This window comes from Stenotrophomonas sp. (genome assembly GCF_032066555.1).
Classification (GTDB): Bacteria; Pseudomonadota; Gammaproteobacteria; order Xanthomonadales; family Xanthomonadaceae; genus Stenotrophomonas.
Genome location: NZ_DAMBKV010000003.1, coordinates 130,031 through 148,332, shown reverse-complemented (window position 1 = coordinate 148,332; position 18,302 = coordinate 130,031). Strand labels below are relative to the sequence as shown.

General features: G+C 62.0%; 16 protein-coding genes. 13 read left to right on the top strand and 3 right to left on the bottom strand.

Annotated elements, in window-relative coordinates; translation table 11 throughout:
• Nucleotides 1–44: 44 nt before the first annotated feature.
• The gene (locus tag RT131_RS05630; RefSeq protein ID WP_313171024.1) at nt 45–1,475 is read right to left on the bottom strand and encodes a Do family serine endopeptidase; all 1,431 of its coding nucleotides are present in this window, start codon (nt 1,473–1,475) and stop codon (nt 45–47) included.
• Between the two features lie 462 nt (nt 1,476–1,937).
• On the opposite strand from RT131_RS05630, the gene RT131_RS05625 reads away from it, so the two are divergent.
• From RT131_RS05625 to yjjJ, 6 genes are all read left to right on the top strand, one after another.
• Nucleotides 1,938–4,088: an adenosylcobalamin-dependent ribonucleoside-diphosphate reductase gene (locus RT131_RS05625; protein ID WP_313171022.1), complete on the top strand. Its 2,151-nt coding sequence runs from the start codon at nt 1,938–1,940 to the stop codon at nt 4,086–4,088.
• 147 nt (nt 4,089–4,235) lie between these two features.
• The gene (locus RT131_RS05620) at nt 4,236–5,030 is read left to right on the top strand and encodes a hypothetical protein (protein WP_313171020.1); all 795 of its coding nucleotides are present in this window, start codon (nt 4,236–4,238) and stop codon (nt 5,028–5,030) included.
• A gap of 76 nt (nt 5,031–5,106) precedes the next feature.
• Nucleotides 5,107–5,934 (top strand): NrdJb, encoded by an 828-nt coding sequence (locus RT131_RS05615; RefSeq protein ID WP_313171018.1) that lies wholly within the window; start codon nt 5,107–5,109, stop codon nt 5,932–5,934.
• A gap of 67 nt (nt 5,935–6,001) precedes the next feature.
• Nucleotides 6,002–6,676, top strand: a complete 675-nt coding sequence (locus RT131_RS05610; protein ID WP_313171016.1) for a hypothetical protein — start codon at nt 6,002–6,004, stop codon at nt 6,674–6,676.
• A gap of 816 nt (nt 6,677–7,492) precedes the next feature.
• Nucleotides 7,493–7,780 (top strand): hypothetical protein, encoded by a 288-nt coding sequence (locus RT131_RS05605; protein ID WP_313171014.1) that lies wholly within the window; start codon nt 7,493–7,495, stop codon nt 7,778–7,780.
• 195 nt (nt 7,781–7,975) lie between these two features.
• Nucleotides 7,976–9,367 carry a type II toxin-antitoxin system HipA family toxin YjjJ gene (gene yjjJ, locus RT131_RS05600; RefSeq protein ID WP_313171013.1) on the top strand — a complete coding sequence of 464 codons (1,392 nt, stop codon included), beginning with the start codon at nt 7,976–7,978 and terminating at the stop codon, nt 9,365–9,367.
• Between the two features lie 68 nt (nt 9,368–9,435).
• Here yjjJ and RT131_RS05595 read toward each other — a convergent pair whose 3' ends face one another.
• A complete protein-coding gene (locus RT131_RS05595) occupies nt 9,436–9,882 on the bottom strand; it encodes a helix-turn-helix domain-containing protein (RefSeq protein ID WP_313171011.1) in 447 nt (148 codons plus the stop codon).
• Between the two features lie 142 nt (nt 9,883–10,024).
• On the opposite strand from RT131_RS05595, the gene RT131_RS05590 reads away from it, so the two are divergent.
• From RT131_RS05590 to RT131_RS05575, 4 genes are all read left to right on the top strand, one after another.
• Nucleotides 10,025–11,218 carry an MFS transporter gene (locus tag RT131_RS05590; protein WP_313171009.1) on the top strand — a complete coding sequence of 398 codons (1,194 nt, stop codon included), beginning with the start codon at nt 10,025–10,027 and terminating at the stop codon, nt 11,216–11,218.
• Between the two features lie 290 nt (nt 11,219–11,508).
• A complete protein-coding gene (locus RT131_RS05585; protein ID WP_313171007.1) occupies nt 11,509–12,183 on the top strand; it encodes a hypothetical protein in 675 nt (224 codons plus the stop codon).
• A 154-nt stretch (nt 12,184–12,337) separates the two neighbouring features.
• Nucleotides 12,338–13,879, top strand: a complete 1,542-nt coding sequence (locus RT131_RS05580; RefSeq protein ID WP_313171005.1) for a hypothetical protein — start codon at nt 12,338–12,340, stop codon at nt 13,877–13,879.
• A 259-nt stretch (nt 13,880–14,138) separates the two neighbouring features.
• Complete coding sequence (locus RT131_RS05575) at nt 14,139–15,329, top strand: hypothetical protein (protein ID WP_313171003.1); 1,191 nt, start codon at nt 14,139–14,141, stop codon at nt 15,327–15,329.
• Here RT131_RS05575 and RT131_RS05570 read toward each other — a convergent pair.
• Nucleotides 15,326–15,811, bottom strand: a complete 486-nt coding sequence (locus RT131_RS05570) for a hypothetical protein (protein WP_313171001.1) — start codon at nt 15,809–15,811, stop codon at nt 15,326–15,328. The two genes, RT131_RS05575 and RT131_RS05570, sit on opposite strands and share 4 nt — an antisense overlap.
• 201 nt (nt 15,812–16,012) lie before the next feature.
• Between RT131_RS05570 and RT131_RS05565 the strand changes: the two genes are divergently transcribed.
• From RT131_RS05565 to RT131_RS05555, 3 genes are all read left to right on the top strand, one after another.
• The gene (locus RT131_RS05565; protein WP_313170999.1) at nt 16,013–17,155 is read left to right on the top strand and encodes a lipase family protein; all 1,143 of its coding nucleotides are present in this window, start codon (nt 16,013–16,015) and stop codon (nt 17,153–17,155) included.
• A 76-nt stretch (nt 17,156–17,231) separates the two neighbouring features.
• Entirely contained in the window at nt 17,232–17,891 is a 660-nt protein-coding gene (locus tag RT131_RS05560; RefSeq protein WP_313170997.1) for a glutathione S-transferase family protein, read from the top strand.
• Nucleotides 17,884–18,282 (top strand): hypothetical protein, encoded by a 399-nt coding sequence (locus tag RT131_RS05555; RefSeq protein ID WP_313170995.1) that lies wholly within the window; start codon nt 17,884–17,886, stop codon nt 18,280–18,282. Before RT131_RS05560 ends, RT131_RS05555 begins: the two co-directional genes overlap by 8 nt.
• Nucleotides 18,283–18,302 lie beyond the last annotated feature (20 nt).

The following is an 18,302-nucleotide window of genomic DNA, read 5'->3' as shown; positions in this document are numbered from 1 at the left end:
TGTAAACAACGTTACGCCGACAGCACAAGATGCTCACCTGGGCATCATCGCATCATCAATTGGCCACGCTGGCTGCCACCGCGCAGGATGCTGAGCACCAGCTGTGGCGGGCGTTGGCCGAAGCTTGCGCGCCAGCCGGCGAGGTCGGTGAAGGCGCCGCTGGTGGCTGCAAGAATCACATCGCCACCGGCCAGGCCCGATTGCGCGGCGCGGCTGCCACGCGCCACTTCGCTGACCAGCACGCCGTTGATGCCGGCCTGGCGCAGTGATTCGGGCAGGTCGGCGAAGGTGGCACCGCTCAGGCGCGGGTCCAGCGTGTCGCCGGCCACGGCGCGCGGTTGTTCCTTCAAGGTGGCCTTGAGCTGCAATGGCTTGCCGTCGCGGCGCACTTCCAGATCAACCGTGCGGCCGACCGTGGAGAGGCCTTCGAAGTTGTGCAGGGCCTGCGCGCTGTCCACGCGCTGGCCATTGATCGCGGTGACCACGTCGCCAGCCTTGACCCCGGCCGCTGCTGCACCGGAGCCGGCCAGCACGCGTGTCACCAGCGCGCCGCGGGCTTCTTCCAGGCCCAGGCCCTGGGCGATCTGCGGGGTCAGGTTCTGGGTTTCCACGCCCAGCGTGCCGCGCACCACCACACCCTTGGTGATCAGCTGCTCGACCACGTCGCGGGCGAGGTTGGACGGAATGGCCAGGCCCAGGCCGATGTTGCCGGCCATGCTGCCCTGCGGGTTGTAGCTGGCGGTATTGATGCCGACCAGCTGGCCGTTGAGGTTGACCAGTGCGCCACCGGAGTTGCCCGGGTTGATCGAGGCATCGGTCTGGATGAAGTTCTGGTAGCCCAACCCGCGGATGCCGCTGCGGCCCACTGCCGAGACGATGCCGGAGGTGACAGTCTGGCTGAAGCCGAACGGGTTGCCGATCGCCACCACGAAGTCGCCGACGCGCAGCTGGTCGCTGTTGCCCAGCGGCAGCGCGGTGAGCTTTTCGGCCGGAATGCGGATCAGGGCGATGTCGGTGTCGCGGTCCGAACCGAGGAACTCGGCCTTGACCGTACGCCCGTCGGCCAGGGTGACCTGTACGTCGTCGGCATTCTCGACCACATGGTGGTTGGTCAGCACATAGCCGCGCGCTGCATCGATGATCACGCCCGAGCCCAGCGACTCGTTGATGCGTTCCTGCGGTATCTGCGGGAACAGGCGGCGGAAGAACGGATCGTCGAAGTAGGGGTTGCGTACCCGCACCACCTGCTTGGTATTGACGCTGACCACGGCCGGCATGGCCTGTTCCAGCATCGGCGCCAGTGACGGCACCGCCTGCCCGGCGACGGCGGCCGGCAGCGCGGCGGTGGTCGGCAACACCGTGCCCAGCGAGGCGGCGTCGGCGCGGTTGTCCAGGTGGGCATTGATGGCGGTGGCGGTAAAGCCACCGAAGGCGGCGGCCAGGGCCAGGGTCAGCAGGGTCGGGATGGGTCGCATTGCCGGGGGTTCCATGCGGGGGCGCCCGAGGGCGGCGCCGGGGTGGGGCGGGTTGCTGAACGCGAGTGTGGCGGGGGGCGGTTAAATCGGCAATGAAACCTCTGCATCGCCGCAATCCCAAGAGGCCCAAGCCCTGCACGGATTGCAATAGTCCGGCGGTAGATTTTTCGTTTGACATCACCCCGTGGGTGGGTAAGCTTGGTCCGGTCATCACCCACTAGATGTTGGGTTGATGTGAAAAGCGTCCCCAAGCAGTAGGGTTTAGTGCTCGGGGTGCAAGCACCCCAACGGAAGGCGTGCAATGACCGCGACAGTGATGCAGAAAACCGGTAGTTCCCGGAATCCCCTCATCCCGCCGACAGGCGCGTAAGTACGCGCCTGCGCGTCGTTGTCTTTGCAGCCTGGCCTGTTTGGGAAAAGAAAAATCGCACCGCAAGGTGCCCCAGGAGAGTTTCCACAATCATGAGTACGGTGCGTCTGGAAGTGGTCAGCAATCAAACCAAGTCGGACATGATCCCTCTGCAACCTGCCTCGCAGGACATCTGGGAAAAGAAGTACCGCCTCACGACCAAGGCGGGCGAAGCGCTGGACGCCGATATCGACGGCACCTACCTGCGCGTGGCCCGCGCCCTGGCGGATGCCGAGGCGACCGACGACAAGCGTGCCTACTGGTATGAGCGTTTCGCCTGGGCCCTGCGCCGTGGCGCGATCCCGGCTGGCCGCATCACCTCCAATGCCGGCGCGCAGCAGCACAAGCCGGCCACCAGCACCATCAACTGCACCGTGTCGGGCACCATCACCGACTCGATGGACGGCATCCTGGAGAAGGTCCACGAAGCGGGCCTTACCCTGAAGGCCGGCTGCGGCATCGGCTACGAGTTCAGCACCCTGCGTCCGCGCGGTGCCTTCGTCGCCGGCGCCGGCGCCTACACCTCCGGGCCGATGTCCTTCATGGATATCTACGACAAGATGTGCTTCACCGTGTCCTCGGCCGGCGGCCGTCGTGGCGCGCAGATGGGCACCTTCGATGTGTCGCACCCGGACGTGAAGGACTTCATCCGCGCCAAGCGCGAGGACGGCCGCCTGCGCCAGTTCAACCTGTCGCTGCTGATCACCGACGGCTTCATGGACGCGGTCAACAACGACGCCGACTGGCAGCTGGTGTTCCCGATCAACACCAAGGAACAGGCCGAAGTCGACCAGAACGCCACCGACGTGGTCTGGCGCGAATGGCCGACCCACGAAAACTACATCGTCCGCGACGACGGCCTGGTGGCCTGCAAGGTGTACGGCCACATCCGTGCCCGTCACCTGTGGGACATGATCATGGTCTCCACCTATGACTACGCCGAGCCGGGTTTCATCCTGATCGACCGCGTCAACGAGATGAACAACAACTGGTGGTGCGAGAACATCCGCGCCACCAACCCCTGCGGCGAGCAGCCGCTGCCGCCCTACGGCGCCTGCCTGCTGGGCTCGGTGAACCTGACCAAGTTCGTGCGCGACCCGTTCACCGACAAGGCCTCGTTCGACTGGGACGAGTACAAGGAAGTAGTGCGCGTGTTCACCCGCATGCTCGACAACGTGGTCGAAGTGAACGGCCTGCCGCTGGAACAGCAGCGCAACGAGATCATGCGCAAGCGCCGCCACGGCATGGGTTTCCTCGGCCTGGGCAGCACCATGACCATGCTGAAGATGAAGTACGGCAGCACCGAGTCCTGCGAGTTCACCGAAGCCATCGCCCGTGACATGGCCGTGGCCGGCTGGGAAACCGGCCTGGAACTGGCCCGTGAGAAGGGCGCTGCCCCGATCATGGAAGAACAGTTCCCGGTCACCGCCGCCATGCTGCGCCAGCGCCCGGAAATGAAGAAGGACGGCTGGAAGGTCGGTCAGAAGATCGCAGGCAAGGTGCTGCACGCCCGCTACAGCCGCTACATGCAGCGCGTGGCCACGGTGGCCCCGGAGCTGGTGGAAGAACTGGCCACGGTCGGTTCGCGCTTCACCCACCACAGCTCCATCGCCCCGACCGGCACCATCAGCCTGTCGCTGGCCAACAACGCCTCCAATGGCATCGAGCCCTCGTTCGCGCACCACTACAGCCGCAACGTGATCCGCGAAGGCAAGAAGTCCAAGGAAAAGGTGGACGTGTTCTCGTTCGAGCTGCTGGCCTACCGCCAGCTGGTCAACGCCAAGGCCATGCCGTTCTCCGACGAGGCCGACGCCCAGCTGCCGGAGTACTTCATCAGCGCCGACGACATCTCGCCCAAGGAACACGTGGACGTGCAGGCCGCCGCGCAGAAGTGGGTGGATAGTTCCATCTCCAAGACCGCCAACGTACCGACCGATTACCCGTACGAGCAGTTCAAGGACATCTACCGCTACGCCCACGAGCAGGGCCTGAAGGGCTGCACCACCTTCCGCTTCAACCCGGCCGCCTTCCAGGGCGTGCTGGTCAAGGAAGCGGACCTGGAGAACACCACCTACCGCTTCGAGCTGGAAGACGGCCAGGTGGTGGAGGTCAAGGGCAACGAACAGATCGAGTACGACGGCGAGATGCACACCGCCGCCAACCTGTTCGACGCCCTCAAGGAAGGCTACTACGGCAAGTTCTGAGTGCCTTCATCGCCCTCCCGGCCGCGCGCTGGGAGGGCATGACGGTGGTCTCACCGCCACCGGGTTGTTGCGCGTTTGTTTCACGTTGCATCGGCTTCGATATAGCATCGCCAACGTTAAAAGACCCGATGCCCTGAGGAGGGCTATATGAGCAATGGTAATGGTGTGACCGCGACCGTAACCCAGGTTGCCGAGAACGTGAAAGAAACCGCAGCCAACGTCGGCGAGACCCTGGCCGTGACCGCCAGCGATGCCGTGGCCGCCGTCAAGACCGGTGCACACAAGGTCGAGGCCGGCGCCAAGAAGCAGGTGGCCAAGGTCAAGAAGGCAGTGAAGAAGGCTGAAAAGGCCGTCAAGAAGGCCGAAAAGGTCGTCGCCAAGAAAGCGGCCGCCGCCAAGAAGGAAGTAAAGAAGAAGGTCGCCTCGGTGCGCCAGAAGCTGGAGGCCGCCAAGGCCAACGCCCAGGCTGAAGCCACCGAGCTGAAGAAGAAGGGTGCCGGCAAGCGTGCGGCCACCAAGAAGGCCATCGCCAAGGTCGAGAAGAAGGCCGCCAGCAAGGTCGCCTCGGCCAAGAAGACGGTGAAGGCTGCCGAGAAGAAGGTCGCCAAGGCCGTCGGCAAGAAGGCTGCTGCCGCCAAGAAGTCGGTGAAGGCCACCGAGAAGAAGATTGCCAAGGCCGTCGTCAAGAAGACCACCGCTGCCAAGAAGGCAGTGAAGAAGGTCGAAAAGAAGGCTGCCAAGAAGGTCGCCGCCGTCAAGAAGACGGTGAAGGCCACTGAAAAGAAGGTCGCCAGGAAAGTAGCCGTCAGCAAGAAGACCGCTGCCAAGAAGGTTGCCGTGGCCAAGAAGACCGTGGCCAAGAAGGCCGCTACCGCAAAGAAGGCGGTTGCCAAAAAGGCTACCGCAGTGAAGAAGGCCGCCAAGAAGGCGACCCGCAAGTAAGCCGCACCGCGCACCCCGTCCCCCGGGACGGGGTTGCTGCCAATCCGTATAGCAACGCATAACCAGGACTCGCACCATGGCCGTCAAGATCGACAAAAAAATCAAGGGCTATTCCGTCATCACCCCGGACGACAAGGCCCGTGAAGCAGCAGCGGCCAAGGCCCCGGTGGCAGTGGCCCTGGACGAGTCCCCGGCCGACAACATCGTGCACATGCACGAGCGCATCGAGCGCCCGGAAGTGCTGATCGGCAGCACCTACAAGATCAAATCGCCGCTGGTGGAGCACGCCTTCTACGTGACCATCAACGACATCGTGCTCAACCAGGGCACCGAGCACGAACTGCGCCGTCCGTTCGAGATCTTCATCAACTCCAAGTCGATGGAGCACTTCCAGTGGATCGTGGCGCTGACCCGCATCATGTCCGCCGTATTCCGCAAGGGCGGCGACGTCACCTTCATCGTTGACGAAATGAAGGCCGTGTTCGACCCGAAGGGCGGTTACTTCAAGGCCGGCGGCGTGTACATGCCGTCGCTGGTGGCCGAGCTGGGCTCCATCGTCGAAGACCATATGAAGTCGATCGGCCTGCTGCAGGATCCGGAAATGAGCGCCCACCAGCGCGCCCTGATCGCCGAAAAGCGCAAGCAGTTCGAAGAACGCTCAAAAAAAAACAGTGAAGTAAACGCAGCGCCGGCGAAAAGCGCCGCGCTCGCCCCCTCCCTTTCGCAAAGCGAAGGGGAGGGCCAGGGAGGGGCAGCTCTTGATGTTGCTGTGGCCCCCGAAGCCGCCGACAACGGCAGCTTCCCGGCCAGCGCCACCATGTGCCACAAGTGCAGCACCAAGGCGCTGGTGATCATGGACGGCTGCCAGACTTGCTTGAATTGTGGGTATAGCAAGTGCGGTTGATTTAGATTATTCGAAGTGAGATAAAGCCCGGCGGAAGCCGGGCTTTTTTTGGGGGGGAGGTGTGGGTGTGAATCGGGTCGCTGAATCTGTGTTTTTACTCGAGAAAGTTCATAGCTATTACTCGAGCGCTTTTGATCAAGCGCTTGTTGTAGTAGGTATAGTTTTCGGTGTTGTGGGTGTGATCGTTCCGGTCGGAATATCTTACTTTCAAGCTAGGCAAGCGAGAAAAGAGTTTGATGCCATTAAAGAGAGTATCTCGGTGGAGGTCTCCAGGCAGCTTTTGGTTTTGCTTGAAAATCTTAAAAGGGAACAGGACGTTGCTCTGGCGGGGGTGATTGATAGCACGAGAGATGAATTGGAGAAGTTCAGGAGTGAGGCTCAGCAACAGTTCAAGCTTTCGGATGCTGGAATATTTCATGTTCAAGCTCTTCATTTGAGAAAGTCAGGGCAATATGGGGGTGCTCTTCTAAGCTCCGCCAAGGCAGCTATTCGGTATTTTGAAGGCTCAGACAAAGATAATCTTAGGTCCGCAATGGAAATTGCGAAGGGTTGTATTTCTCAGCTCGCTACTGAAAAATCAGGTGGTCGGGGGGTGGTGGAATACGAAAAAGCTATGGATTTAATCGAGGGGGCTAAGCACGGGGCGGGAGTTTCAGATATAGCGCATGAAGCTCGGGAGGTTCTGTCGAAGGCAAGGTTGAAATGGGGGAAAGCCGTGCAGCCGGAGGCGAAGAATGTCTGACGGTAAGGTGGAATTACCTATCATTGCTTTTTTTGGATTTTGCATTTTTCTGCTTTTTTGGGGTTTTAGGAAGCCTCGGGAGGATGTTGGATCGCTCGAGTTTGCACGTTTAATTAGACAGTGTTCTCTGGATACTGAGTGCAAAGGGGAGCGTGTCTGCGATTCTGGGGTTTGTATGTCATCCCGTGAATCGGATGCTATGTCCGAGCGACGATTGCGGACAGTGAAGCCTATTTGTTGTTCTAAGTAGCGTTGAAAACAGGTGAAAACAGGGGGCAGAGTCGGGTTTCCGCTCGGGCCCTTTGAATTGCTGCCGGTGACGTAGTCCGCGTGTCGGACTACAAAAACCGGGGGCAGCAACGTAGCCCGGGTAAGGGGAAAACAGGGGTCAGAGTCGGATTTCCGCTCTGGCCCTCGTTCGTTACCTGGCCTTGGCATTCTTGAATCAACTGGATCGGTTGGAACAGGTACGCGGCACCTGCATCTGACGTCCAAGGAATCGAAAAAACTAGCGGCTAGTGGCGCTAAATTCTCGTTCAATAACCAGAAGTGACGTAGCCCGGGTAAGCGCAGCGCACCCGGGACTGCAGGGGCAAAGAAGTCGAGCTAGCGTTCGGCTTTTTTTTTCGCTGTTGCTGTTTCCTCTCGATACCAAGAAAACATGTGCTCTCGCTGCAGGATTCGATGCAATGCTGGGCATCGTGCGATCCCGGGTGCGCTGCGCTTTCCCGGGCTACGGATTGCTGGGGCTCGGCGGGTAGTTTGCTTACGGATCGCGGGGCGGGCGTTGTCCGGTGATGCGGCTACGCTGGGGCGATGGTCAACTATCGACGTAATCGTGTTGCCGGCGGCACCTACTTCTTCACCGTTACCTTGCAGGACCGGCGTAGTGATCTGCTGGTGCGCGAGATCGATGCGTTGAAGCAGGCTTGGCGCAACGCCGCGCGGCGTGTTCCGCACCTGGTGTTGGCCGCTGTTGTGCTGCCGGAACATCTGCATGCGGTGATCCAGATGGACGCCAACACGGATGACTATCCAAGGCTGTGGCAGGACATCAAGAAGGGGGAATCGGGGTCAGAGTGGGGTTTCCGCTCTGGCCCTTGATCGTTGAGGGGTCTTGGGCTTCCAGAACCAACTGGCCCCGCTGCATAGAGAGAGCGCAATATCGATAAAAAATCGTAAAGAAATGAACCGATGTTAGTGCTGGAGAGGTTGTAAATATTCATATAGATCAGTGTATTGCAGCAGTGGTCGCCATGAAGTATCGTTTCTTGAATCGTAAAGAAACGAGCTCTGATCATGGCCCGTCCTCCCTCAGCTAGCGTCCTCCAACTGCTTGATCTGCTTCAAAGCGGCGATCCGGTGCCGGCCGGCGAGTTGGTCGAGAAGCTGGCCGTCTCCCGTCCGGTCCTGTCGCGGTTGGTCACGGAGGCCGGTGATCAGGTGCGCCGGGTTGGTAAGGCGCGCGCCACGGCCTACGTAGCCACTGCGCTGGTCCGGCCCAACATGTGGCCGCTTTACCGGATGGACGCGGAAGCGAACATGGAAGAGCTGGGCACCCTGCACGCGCTGCGTGGAGACAGCTTCCTTTTTGAACCCTCGGGTGATCGTCCGAACCTGATGCGCGCAGTAGATGGCCCGACGGGCTACTTTCCGGGGCTGCCCTGGTTTCTGGATGATGTGCGTCCGCAGGGTTTCCTCGGTCGTTCCATGGCGCATCGATTGGGACGGGCATTGGGTGTGCCCGAAGACTTGAAGAGCTGGCAGTCGCGCGACAACCTGCTCGGCATCCTGCATGGCGGCACCAGTGTCGGCGATTTGTTGTTGGGACAGGCTGCCATCGACCGTGCGTTGCTGGATGTGGATGCGCCACTGGATCGCGTGGACGTAGCCAGCCGGCACGACGACTACGCTATACGCGCAAAGGAAGCCCTGGATGGCGAGGAAGTTGGTTCGTCTCCAGGAGGCGAGCAGCCCAAGTTCACCGCGACTGTTGTTACTACTACTGGTCGCTACGCTGCCTTGGTCAAGTTCGCGCTGCCGTCGTTGAACCCGTTGGGCGCGCGTTGGGCGGATCTGCTCGTCTGCGAGCATCTGGCCTTATCCACGCTGCGCGAGGCCGGCTTCCCGGCTTCCCGCACACAGCTTCTGCGCAGCGAGGAACATGTGTTCCTTGAAGTGGAGCGGTTTGATCGCACTGTGGACGTATTGGGCAGGCGCGGTTTCGTTTCGCTATTGGCGCTGGATGCAGCATTCATCGGTGAGGGGCCGCGCGACTGGGGGCTGGCCGGCGAGCAGCGCGTTGATGAGCGATTGATCACTCGGGGCACCGCCGAGAACCTGGCCCGGCTGCATTGGTTCGGCCGGTTGATCGGCAATACCGACATGCATCTTGGCAACATCGGTTTCCATCTGATCGACGATGGCCCGCTACCCTTGTGTCCTGCATACGACATGCTGCCGATGTATATGGCGCCATCCGCGCAAACCGGGAATATTCGCGCACTCATACCGGTAAACATCAATGCGCCCAGCAGGGCCGGGCAAGCGCCATTCATTGCCTGGGCCGCAGAACTGGCTGAGCAGTTCTGGCGGCGGGTAGCGGAATCGGAGATTGCGCCGGAGATTCAGACCGTAGCGCAGCAGAATATCGACGTAGTCAGCCGCTACGCCCAACGCTTTGGCAGCTGAAAGAAAACCGGGGTCAGAGTCGGGTTTTGGATGTTCCGCAGCACGCAGCTCAAGCCACATCTGCGGCATCACTTCAGCTTGCGAACCCGCGTATCCCCCGCTCCCAGCAACGCCCCATCCGAACCCTGCAGCCGCATCAACGGAACCGGCTTGCCGGTGCGGTTATCGAGCAGTTGCGAATGCCGCTCGCCGCGTTGGTACAGGTGCTGCTCGCCCCATTGGCGCAGGGCGACGAGGAGGGGGAACAGGCTCTCGCCCTTCGGGGTGAGTACGTATTCCTGATACGCCGTGCCGTCCGATGCGGCATGCAGCTGCAGGATGTCCGCATCCACGAGTTTGCGCAGGCGGTCGGTGAGAATGTTGCGGGCCACGCCCAGGCCGCGCTGGAAGTCGCCGAAGCGGCGGACGCCATCGAAGGCATCGCGCAGGATAAGCAGTGACCAGCGGTCGCCAACAAGGTCGAGGCTGCGGGCTACCGGGCAGGGTGAGTCGGATTCGAGGCTGCGGCGGGACATGGCGACTCCTGTGGCTGAATCCATTGTAGTTGCATTTTAAAACCACAGTTCGCTAGCATGCATCTGGTTGCGATATGCAACTGGATTCAGGTGTGCCATGAACCTGCCTTTGGAAAGTGCTTTGGAATGCCCCGAGGCAGCTGTGAGTCGGGTAGGTCAGGCGCTGCCTGCCGGTCTGGTATGGCTGTTCGCCATCGCCAGCGGGCTGTGCGTTGCCAATGTGTATTACGCGCAGCCCTTGCTGGACCTGCTTGCTGCATCGCTGGGCATCAGTCTGGCGGCGGTTGGCAGCGTGGTGACCGCAACCCAGATCGGCAGCGCCTTGGCCTTGCTGCTGCTCGTGCCCTTGGGCGACAGGATGGAACGCCGCCGCCTGATGCTGGTCCAGCTACTGGGCTTGGTGGTCGCGCTGCTGTGGGTGGCCTGGGCGCGATCGCCGTGGCTGCTATTGCTGGGCATGTTGGCGATTGGCTTGCTCGGCACGGCGATGACGCAGGGTCTGATCGCCTACGCTGCCAGTGCCGCTGGCGACAACGAACGAGGGCGGGTGGTCGGCGCCGCGCAGGCCGGCGTGTTCATTGGTCTGTTGATGGCGCGGGTGGTCGCCGGCGGCGTTGCCGACCTGGGCGGTTGGCGTAGCGTCTATGTCGTTTCCGCGCTGGCAATGCTGCTACTGGCGGGCCTGCTTCATCGCAAACTTCCTCGACTGCCTGCGGCACCGGCGGCGCTGGGCTACCTGCAGCTGATCGGCTCCATGGCGCGTCTGCTGCGAGAGGAGCGGGTGCTGCAGATCCGGGGAATGCTGGCGTTGCTGATGTTTGCTGCGTTCAATATCTTCTGGAGCGCGCTGGTGCTGCCGTTGAGTGCGCCGCCCTATGGCTACTCGCACACGGTGATTGGCGCATTCGGTCTGGTGGGCGTGATTGGCGCACTGGGCGCTGCCGGTGCGGGTCGCTGGGTGGACAAGGGGCGTGGCCAGACCGTCACGGCGATGGCGCTGCTGGTGCTGTTGTTGGCGTGGTGGCCGTTGTCGTTGATGCCGGTGTCGTTGTGGGCGCTGGCGTTCGGCATTGTGTTGCTGGACCTTGGTGGGCAGGCGCTGCACGTGAGCAACCAGAGCATGATCCTTCGCGAGCGGCCTGAAGCGCACAGTCGGCTGGTCGGGCTTTACATGCTGTTCTATGCAGCAGGCAGCGGGTTGGGGGCGATTGCCACCACGGCTATCTATGCGCGCGCAGGGTGGAGCGGCGTCTGTGTGTTGGGTGCTGCTACCTGTGGCGTTGCGCTGGTGTTCTGGTTGGCTAGCCGGCGGCTCATGCCTGTGCAGTTGCAGTAGCGGTGCGGCGAAGCGTGCTGCTTTGAGAGTGCTTGCGATAAAACAAAAGCGAAGCTGACTTGTGGGAGCGGCGTAAGCCGCGAAGCTGCGGGAAATAGCGACAGCTCCGGAAAGTGTGGTTCCTCTGGCTTCCTGGCTTCGCGGCTTACGCCGCTCCCACAAGAGCTGGGTTTGGTTTTTGCTTTCAATCTGATAGCACGGCCGCTGGAGGCAGAAGCTACAATCGGCAGATTCCCGCAGCATTGCCGGGAATGACATGGATGCAATGTGCTGATTACCTGGGGTGGTAGATGAAGTTGCGGATTTTGTGGGTGGCCTTGGCGCTGGGTTCACTGCTGGGTTGCAAGCAGGCAGCCGTGCCTGCGGCCGATGATGCTGCCGCCGACGCCGTAGCGGCGCAGGAACCGGCTGCATCCGGCGGTGTTGGTGTGACGAATGAACCTGAAGACACTGCTTCCGCGCCGTATGAGGAGGGTGATAGCGATGTCCCCACGCCGGCAGGCTTCGATCATGAGCCGAGCTGCGAAGAGAACCCGCTGGCCACTTACTTCTTCACCCTGGTAGGTGGCAACAGCGTGGACAACTGTGGGCGTGCCGATGCCAAAGTGACTGCAGCATTCGATGCGTTGCTGAAAGAGGCCGCGCAGGGTGACACCGCCGATCCGGATGTGCCTTCGCAGCGCGACCGTCTGCTCAGTGGCCCCAGCGCGCCTGGCGTCCCGAAGCTGCTGGGCCAGGAAACATGGTGGTATTACACGGCCTGCCAGGCACACCAGTGCGGTACGCATCAGTTGGCGATGCTTTACCAGCCTGAGCAAGCCCGAATGGTTGGCCGCCTGGTCTCGCGCTGCCAGGTCTGGTGGTTGGGGGATCCGACGGAGGAGCAGCGTGCGCTCATCGATACCACCCGGCCGGTAGACCCCGCGCTGCTCACCGATGAAGCGACATGTGAGGTGGAGTCCTGAGATCGCGGAAATGCCCGGTTACCTTCGTCGCGAAGGGTCGGCGTTCAGCGGCAACAGGGGCACCGAAGTTCGATAGCAGGATTGATTGACTGAGCCGATTGTTGAAGGCGCTCTGGACTGTTCGACAGTCCAGAGCCACATAGGGAGATGTGGAATGACCGCGATTCGTCTTCGCCGCTTGTCCGGAATCCGCACGGCGATCGCGCTTGCTGTACTTGCGTTGCCCGCACTGGCGATTGGGCAACAGCCCGCATCAATGCCGGCTGCACTGGCGCAACCTCCAACGCACCCCGACGAATCTGCAGCACGTCAGACCGCCCAGCGCTATCAACAGCTGCTTCCACTTTACCGCTGGCGTTTGCTCACTGCGGTGGACAAGGACGGAATGCCGCGAACCTGGTTCGGCGAGGGCGCGGATGCGCCGCTGCTGCAATTCGGTGTCGAGGAAAAAGGCCCGTCAGCGGAACCGTCTCTGCTAGTGCATAGCGGCCTATGCAAGCGGCAGGTGGATGGCGAGGTGGTGCTGCGGCGCTATCAGGTGCAGGGCGCTGATTCGCAGCGCGAGGTGGCCTGGCAGCTTAGTCTGCGCAGGCAGCCGCATGAGCGCGCGTCTGCATTGACCTGCCAGAAGCCGGCCTACAACGCTGAGCTGCGCCTGCTGCAGATGCTGTCCGGCGGGCATGCGCTACGCATGCGCGTTGAGCAGGCGAAGAAGGACCGGCCGCAACTGGAGCTTGGCGACGCATTTGGCGGGGTATTGCGTTTCGAAGGGACGGCGCTTGCGCAGGATGCGCACTACGGTGTGCAGGGAGCGGAACGACTGCTGCAGATCAAGGAGACATCGGCTGGATGCGCGAACACCTGGCTGCCCGGTAATCGTTGCCTGCTGTTCCGCGAGGTGGCGCTGGATGGTCGGGAGAACGCTGCATCGGATTGGAACGACGACGTCCTGGCGGTTGACGGCTATACACATAGCGCCGGGACCGATGTGATGTTGCTGGTCCGGCGCTATGGAAGCACGAATGACGGTCCTGTAGCACCGATGAGCTATCGCGCGGGACGCCAGTTGTGGGCACGCGGTGATGCGGCAGGGCCGGACATGATGGCGATCGTCGCTGGCGTGCGCGCGGACGCGGTGTTGGAGCCTGAGCAGGCAACGTTCCATCCGAAGTTGCTGGCCCGATTCATCGCTCGTGATAAGGGGCTTGGCGCCAATGAGTTCGCCCATCTTTACTACGGCGCATGGTTGCGGCGCGAACTCGGGCCGACACCCGCCGAAGCCAGCTCGCCATTCAACGGGGCTGATGAGCTGGCGGCGGCCGAGGGCTATCTCGAACTGCGCAGCCAGCTTGCTGCGTTGGGTGAGGCGGGCGGCCCAGCTGGCGCGCGTATGCAGCTTTACCAGGATTTTCTGCGGCGGTATCCCTTGCATTTGCATGCGCTGGAAAGCCTTGCCGACGATGATGCGGATGTGCGCTTTGGGTTTGACGGGTTGTTGCAGGCCATCATTGCAAGTGGCGATGGCGACAGTTGCCAAACGCCATGGATCGTAACCGCGTCTGGTGATATCGGTGTGGTGTTCCGGCATCTGGCGCTGGATCGGGATCATGCGCTGGACCGGAAGACGGACGATGGCTGCTTGCGGGTTGGATCAGGGAAGGACGAGAAGTACTTCCTCGTGTTGGGCTCGCGGTAGCAACAGTTGCATGTGGGAGCGGCGTAAGCCGCGAAGCCGATGATTTCAAACGGCCCAGATCCATGGCACATGCAGATGGGAGGGATGGCCAGCTTCGCGGCTTACGCCGCTCCCACAGAATCAGGTGCCGCTGTGCGGCTCTTCCGGAGCGACGGGTGCGGTGGCTTCCTGCTTCGGAAGCTACCGCAGACAGATGAATAGATCGGATGGAAAGTGACTTCAGTATTGGAATTGGTTTGGCACAGGTAGATGAAGCAATATGAAATTCTTCTTGATTCCTGCTCTGCTGGCACCCGGCATCGGCAGTTCACTGGCGGCTTCGGATGATGCTGCGCATACCGTGCTGCCGTCGGTTGTAGCGGCTGCAGACGTCGGTCCGTTCGCTGATGACAGGGAAAAAGGAAAGGACGCACTCTATGCGGTGGCGTTCTTCCTCGTGGTCTTCATCCTGATTGCTTGGCTGGCAACGCACCTGTCTCGCGAAAAGAGGTCTGCGAAAGTAGCGCCATTGCCGCGTGTTCCGGTGCGCATGCATTGGTATGACGGCACCCGGCTGCCCATCGCGGATTGGGAACGTATCAGCGAGGACGCACCGACGGGAATGGATGCCGACGCGACGCATATCCATCGCACGTCGGCGGCGAAGGAGTGGCTGGAAGCGCTCAACCAGCAACTGGGGGAGCACTACCGCATCACCGAGTCCGCGGACTTCCTGCTGCTGTCGAACCTGATGGACAGGCCCGGCGAGGTATTCCTCGCGACCTGCCAGCGCCTGCTTTCGCGGATCAATCGCAGCCTTGGCGATCTCGCAGTCGCGCCCGGTCTTGGCAAGCATGTAGTGATGGTGTTTGCCGACCAGGAGGACTATTACGCCTACGTATCGCATTACTACCCGGACGGCGGCGAGTACGCCATGTCATCGGGCATGTTCATCAAGGCCGGCTACGGCCACTTCGTGATGCCACTGGAGATCATCGATTCGATGGAGCCGGTGATTGCCCATGAACTCACCCACTGCCTGCTGCAACACCTGCCGATACCGGCGTGGTTGAACGAGGGCCTGGCGGTGAATACCGAACACACCTTGTACCCGCAGCTGGCTGCACCGGGCGCGCAGATGTACTTCCCGCACGAGATTGCCGCCCAGCACGCGGCCTACTGGAACCAGGACAGCATCCAGGCCTTCTGGTCCGGCAAGTCGTTCCTGGCGGCGGACGATGGCAACCGGCTCTCCTACGACCTGGCCAAGAAGATCACCGCGCTTGCAGCAGGCGACGAACGCGCGTTCCGCGCCTTCGTGGCCGCGGCGCAGATGAACGATGGCGGCCTGGCCGCGCAGCAGCACCTGGGCTATCCCATCCAGAACCTGCTTGAGGCCGTGCTTGGCGAGGGCGAATGGACACCGCGGCCGGAGGCGTGGAGGCAGGGTGTGGAGCGGGGGCAGTTCTAGGCCGGCGATCCATCCAGAAGCTGATATTGGTGCCTGCCGATCCGCTTCACGCGGATGAACTCAAGATCCATGGGGGCGACTACTTCAACGGTTTCCTCCAGCCAGTCTTCAGAGTACGCGACGCCGGATTCCGCTCGGAAGCGTGGGTTCCACGAAATCTCATAGATGGGCTGATCGCAATCTGGAACGTAGCGGATGCTGAACACGATCAGCAATGCCTGCGTCAGGGCGATTCGGTTGGCATGCTTCCAGAAAGCGGGATGCCTTGCAGCGGAGACCGCGGAGGCAAAGGCGACCGCGCAGGCACATTCCGCGAACGCATCGTCGATGGTCTGCTGGGCACTGGCCAGCTTGCGCTCCAATGGATAGGCGCCGACGTATTCGACAAAGATCAATGTGCTGCCGTGCTGGAACTCGCAGACCGCGGGGGTGCGGTCCGTCCAATGGCCAAGCATGTTCTGCGGCAGAAGCGAGAGTGTCATTGAGTTCGGTTCCAGATGACGGCAGCGGCCGCAGCTGCAGGGCTGCGGCAAACAGGATGCTGGCGCGGCATTGTAACGGCGCAGTTGCCGTCCGCCTTTTGATCTCGGGGGGCGAGGTCGGGAACTGACACGCCTTCGTCGAACTTGCCGCGCGGTTTGAGCTAGCATCAGCGCAACCGGATGCCCCAGGGACTGGAACGCATGAAGAACGCCGTGATGCGCTGGCTGGTGTTGGTCTCTCTGCTGCATCTGGGCAGTGCCCCAGCGATTGCGGCACCGGGCAAGCTGCTGGAGGCGATCGCCAGCGAGGGCGCACCCGCCGGCGCGAAGGCCTGGCGCATACGCTACGAAACCACCGATGTCGATGGCGATCCGACCCAATCCACCGGCGTGGTGATCGCCCCCGACGGGCCAAGTCCGGTTCAAGGACGTGAGGTGGTGGCCTGGGCGCATGGCACGGTGGGCATCGATCCGGCCTGTACACCCATCCGAACGCTGGACCGGATCCCGGGATTGGCCGACATGCTGGGCCGTGGCTGGGTGGTGGTGGCCAGTGACTATCCCGGCTTGGGTACGCGTGGGCCGCATGCGTATCTGGCCGGTGACGCCACCGCCGCGGCGCTATTGGACTCGGTACGCGCGGCAACAGCGATCCCGGCGGCGGGCGCCAATCGCAGCTTCGCGGTGTGGGGCCATTCGCAGGGCGGGCATGCAGCATTGTTCAGCGCGCAACGTGCGCGCAGCTATGCGCCGGATCTGCAGTTGCAGGGCGTGGTCGCGGTGTCGCCACCCACCGATCTGGCGGCCAATATGCAGCGTGCCGATGCGACGGTACGCGGGTTGTTGACCGCATTCACTGCCCGCAGCTGGTCCAAGGTCTACGGTGCGGATCTCTCCACCATCGCCAACAGGACAACGCGTGGCGTGATCGAGCGTGCCACCAGCGGTTGCGAGGGCGATCCGTTCTCGGCGGCGGCGCTGGTGCGCCTGCTGCGCTTGCGCGCGCGCCTGGGCAGTCTGGATCTGAGCGGTCGCGCACCTTGGGATGGTTTGATGGCACGCAATTCGATCACGGCGCTGGCGGCCGGTTCGGCACCGCTGTTGCTGGTGCAATCCGATGCAGACGGCCTGGTGGCGACGCCGGTCACTTGGAACTTCTTCGAGCAGACCTGCAAGCGCGGTGCTGCCGTGAACTACCTGCGCCTGCCAGACACTGGCCATGCCACCACGGCGATTGCCTCGGCGGATCGTGCCATCGCCTGGATCGCCGAACGCTTCAGCGGGCAACCGGCTGGCAGCGACTGTGGACTGGCGATGCGCGCCGGGTCAGCAGCCAGCGGATAATGCAGGCTGCACGCAGTGAAGAGCCTGTCCAGGAAGCGGGATATCCCGCTGCGATTCCGATAATGGAGACTTCGTCATGTCTTTAGTGCTCTACGGTCATCCGTTTTCCTCGTATACGCAGAAGGTGCTGATCGCGCTGTACGAGAACGCCATCGCCTTCGAGTTCCGCGAACTCGGCCCTGACACGCCAGAGCACATCGGCCAATGGCTGCAGCGTTGGCCGCTGGGAACGTTCCCGCTGCTACTCGATGGCGAGCGCAGCATCGTGGAAACCAGCATCATCATCGAACACCTGCAGTTGAAGCATTCCGGGCGGGTGCGATTGCTGCCCGAGGATCCGATGCAGGCGTTGGATGTACGCTTCCATGATCGCTTCTTCGACCTGCATGTGATGAGCCCGGTGCAGCATGCAGTGAACGGCGCGCTCAGTGGCGACGATGGCAAGCGCGATGAGGCGCGCGCTTTCAGTGTGCAGAAGCTGGAACTTGCCTACGCCTGGTTGGAAAGCCAGCTGCCGGGCCGTCGATGGGCCTGTGGTGAGGCCTTCTCGATGGCCGACTGTGCCGCAGCGCCTTCGCTGTTCTACGCCGATTGGACGCACCGCATCAGCGACGACTACCCGCTACTGCTGGACTACCGCCAGCGCCTGCTGCAGCGTCCGTCCTTCGCGCGTGCGGTGGATGAGGCACGCGTCTACCGCCATCTGTTTCCCTTGGGGGCGCCCGATCGTGATTGATTCGCCGCGCCGAGCCTGGTACTCGCGTTATCCGTGGTCGATTGTGATCCGCATTGCTGCGTTCGTTACGCCCTTGCTGGCGTTGCTGCTGTACACGCGCATGGCCGTCGCGTATGCGTCCACGCAACAACATCGCGGTGATACCGGTCTGGGCATTGCCTTGCTGTTGGGGGCTGTTGCACTGCTGATGCTGGTGGGATTCTTGGTGGACGCGGTGTTGCAGTTGGTGCGCCGGCAGCACTGGAACTGGATCACCGACGCGCTGATCCTGGGATTGCTGCTGATGCCGTTCGGCTGGGTTGCCTGCAACTGGTTCGGCATGCATGAATCGCTCTCCTGTCGCCTGCCGATCGCTCTGTTCGGTGCCGTGCTGGAACTGTTCTCGCTCTGAATCCTGGTAACGCGTGGTGT

Coding starts and splice junctions, on each gene's coding strand:
- RT131_RS05630 (WP_313171024.1), bottom strand. CDS start 1,475: ATGCGACCCATCCCGACCCTGCTGACCCTGGCCCTGGCCGCCGCCTTC.
- RT131_RS05625 (WP_313171022.1), top strand. CDS start 1,938: ATGAGTACGGTGCGTCTGGAAGTGGTCAGCAATCAAACCAAGTCGGAC.
- RT131_RS05620 (WP_313171020.1), top strand. CDS start 4,236: ATGAGCAATGGTAATGGTGTGACCGCGACCGTAACCCAGGTTGCCGAG.
- RT131_RS05615 (WP_313171018.1), top strand. CDS start 5,107: ATGGCCGTCAAGATCGACAAAAAAATCAAGGGCTATTCCGTCATCACC.
- RT131_RS05605 (WP_313171014.1), top strand. CDS start 7,493: ATGGTCAACTATCGACGTAATCGTGTTGCCGGCGGCACCTACTTCTTC.
- yjjJ (WP_313171013.1), top strand. CDS start 7,976: ATGGCCCGTCCTCCCTCAGCTAGCGTCCTCCAACTGCTTGATCTGCTT.
- RT131_RS05595 (WP_313171011.1), bottom strand. CDS start 9,882: ATGTCCCGCCGCAGCCTCGAATCCGACTCACCCTGCCCGGTAGCCCGC.
- RT131_RS05585 (WP_313171007.1), top strand. CDS start 11,509: ATGAAGTTGCGGATTTTGTGGGTGGCCTTGGCGCTGGGTTCACTGCTG.
- RT131_RS05580 (WP_313171005.1), top strand. CDS start 12,338: ATGACCGCGATTCGTCTTCGCCGCTTGTCCGGAATCCGCACGGCGATC.
- RT131_RS05575 (WP_313171003.1), top strand. CDS start 14,139: ATGAAATTCTTCTTGATTCCTGCTCTGCTGGCACCCGGCATCGGCAGT.
- RT131_RS05570 (WP_313171001.1), bottom strand. CDS start 15,811: ATGACACTCTCGCTTCTGCCGCAGAACATGCTTGGCCATTGGACGGAC.
- RT131_RS05565 (WP_313170999.1), top strand. CDS start 16,013: ATGAAGAACGCCGTGATGCGCTGGCTGGTGTTGGTCTCTCTGCTGCAT.
- RT131_RS05560 (WP_313170997.1), top strand. CDS start 17,232: ATGTCTTTAGTGCTCTACGGTCATCCGTTTTCCTCGTATACGCAGAAG.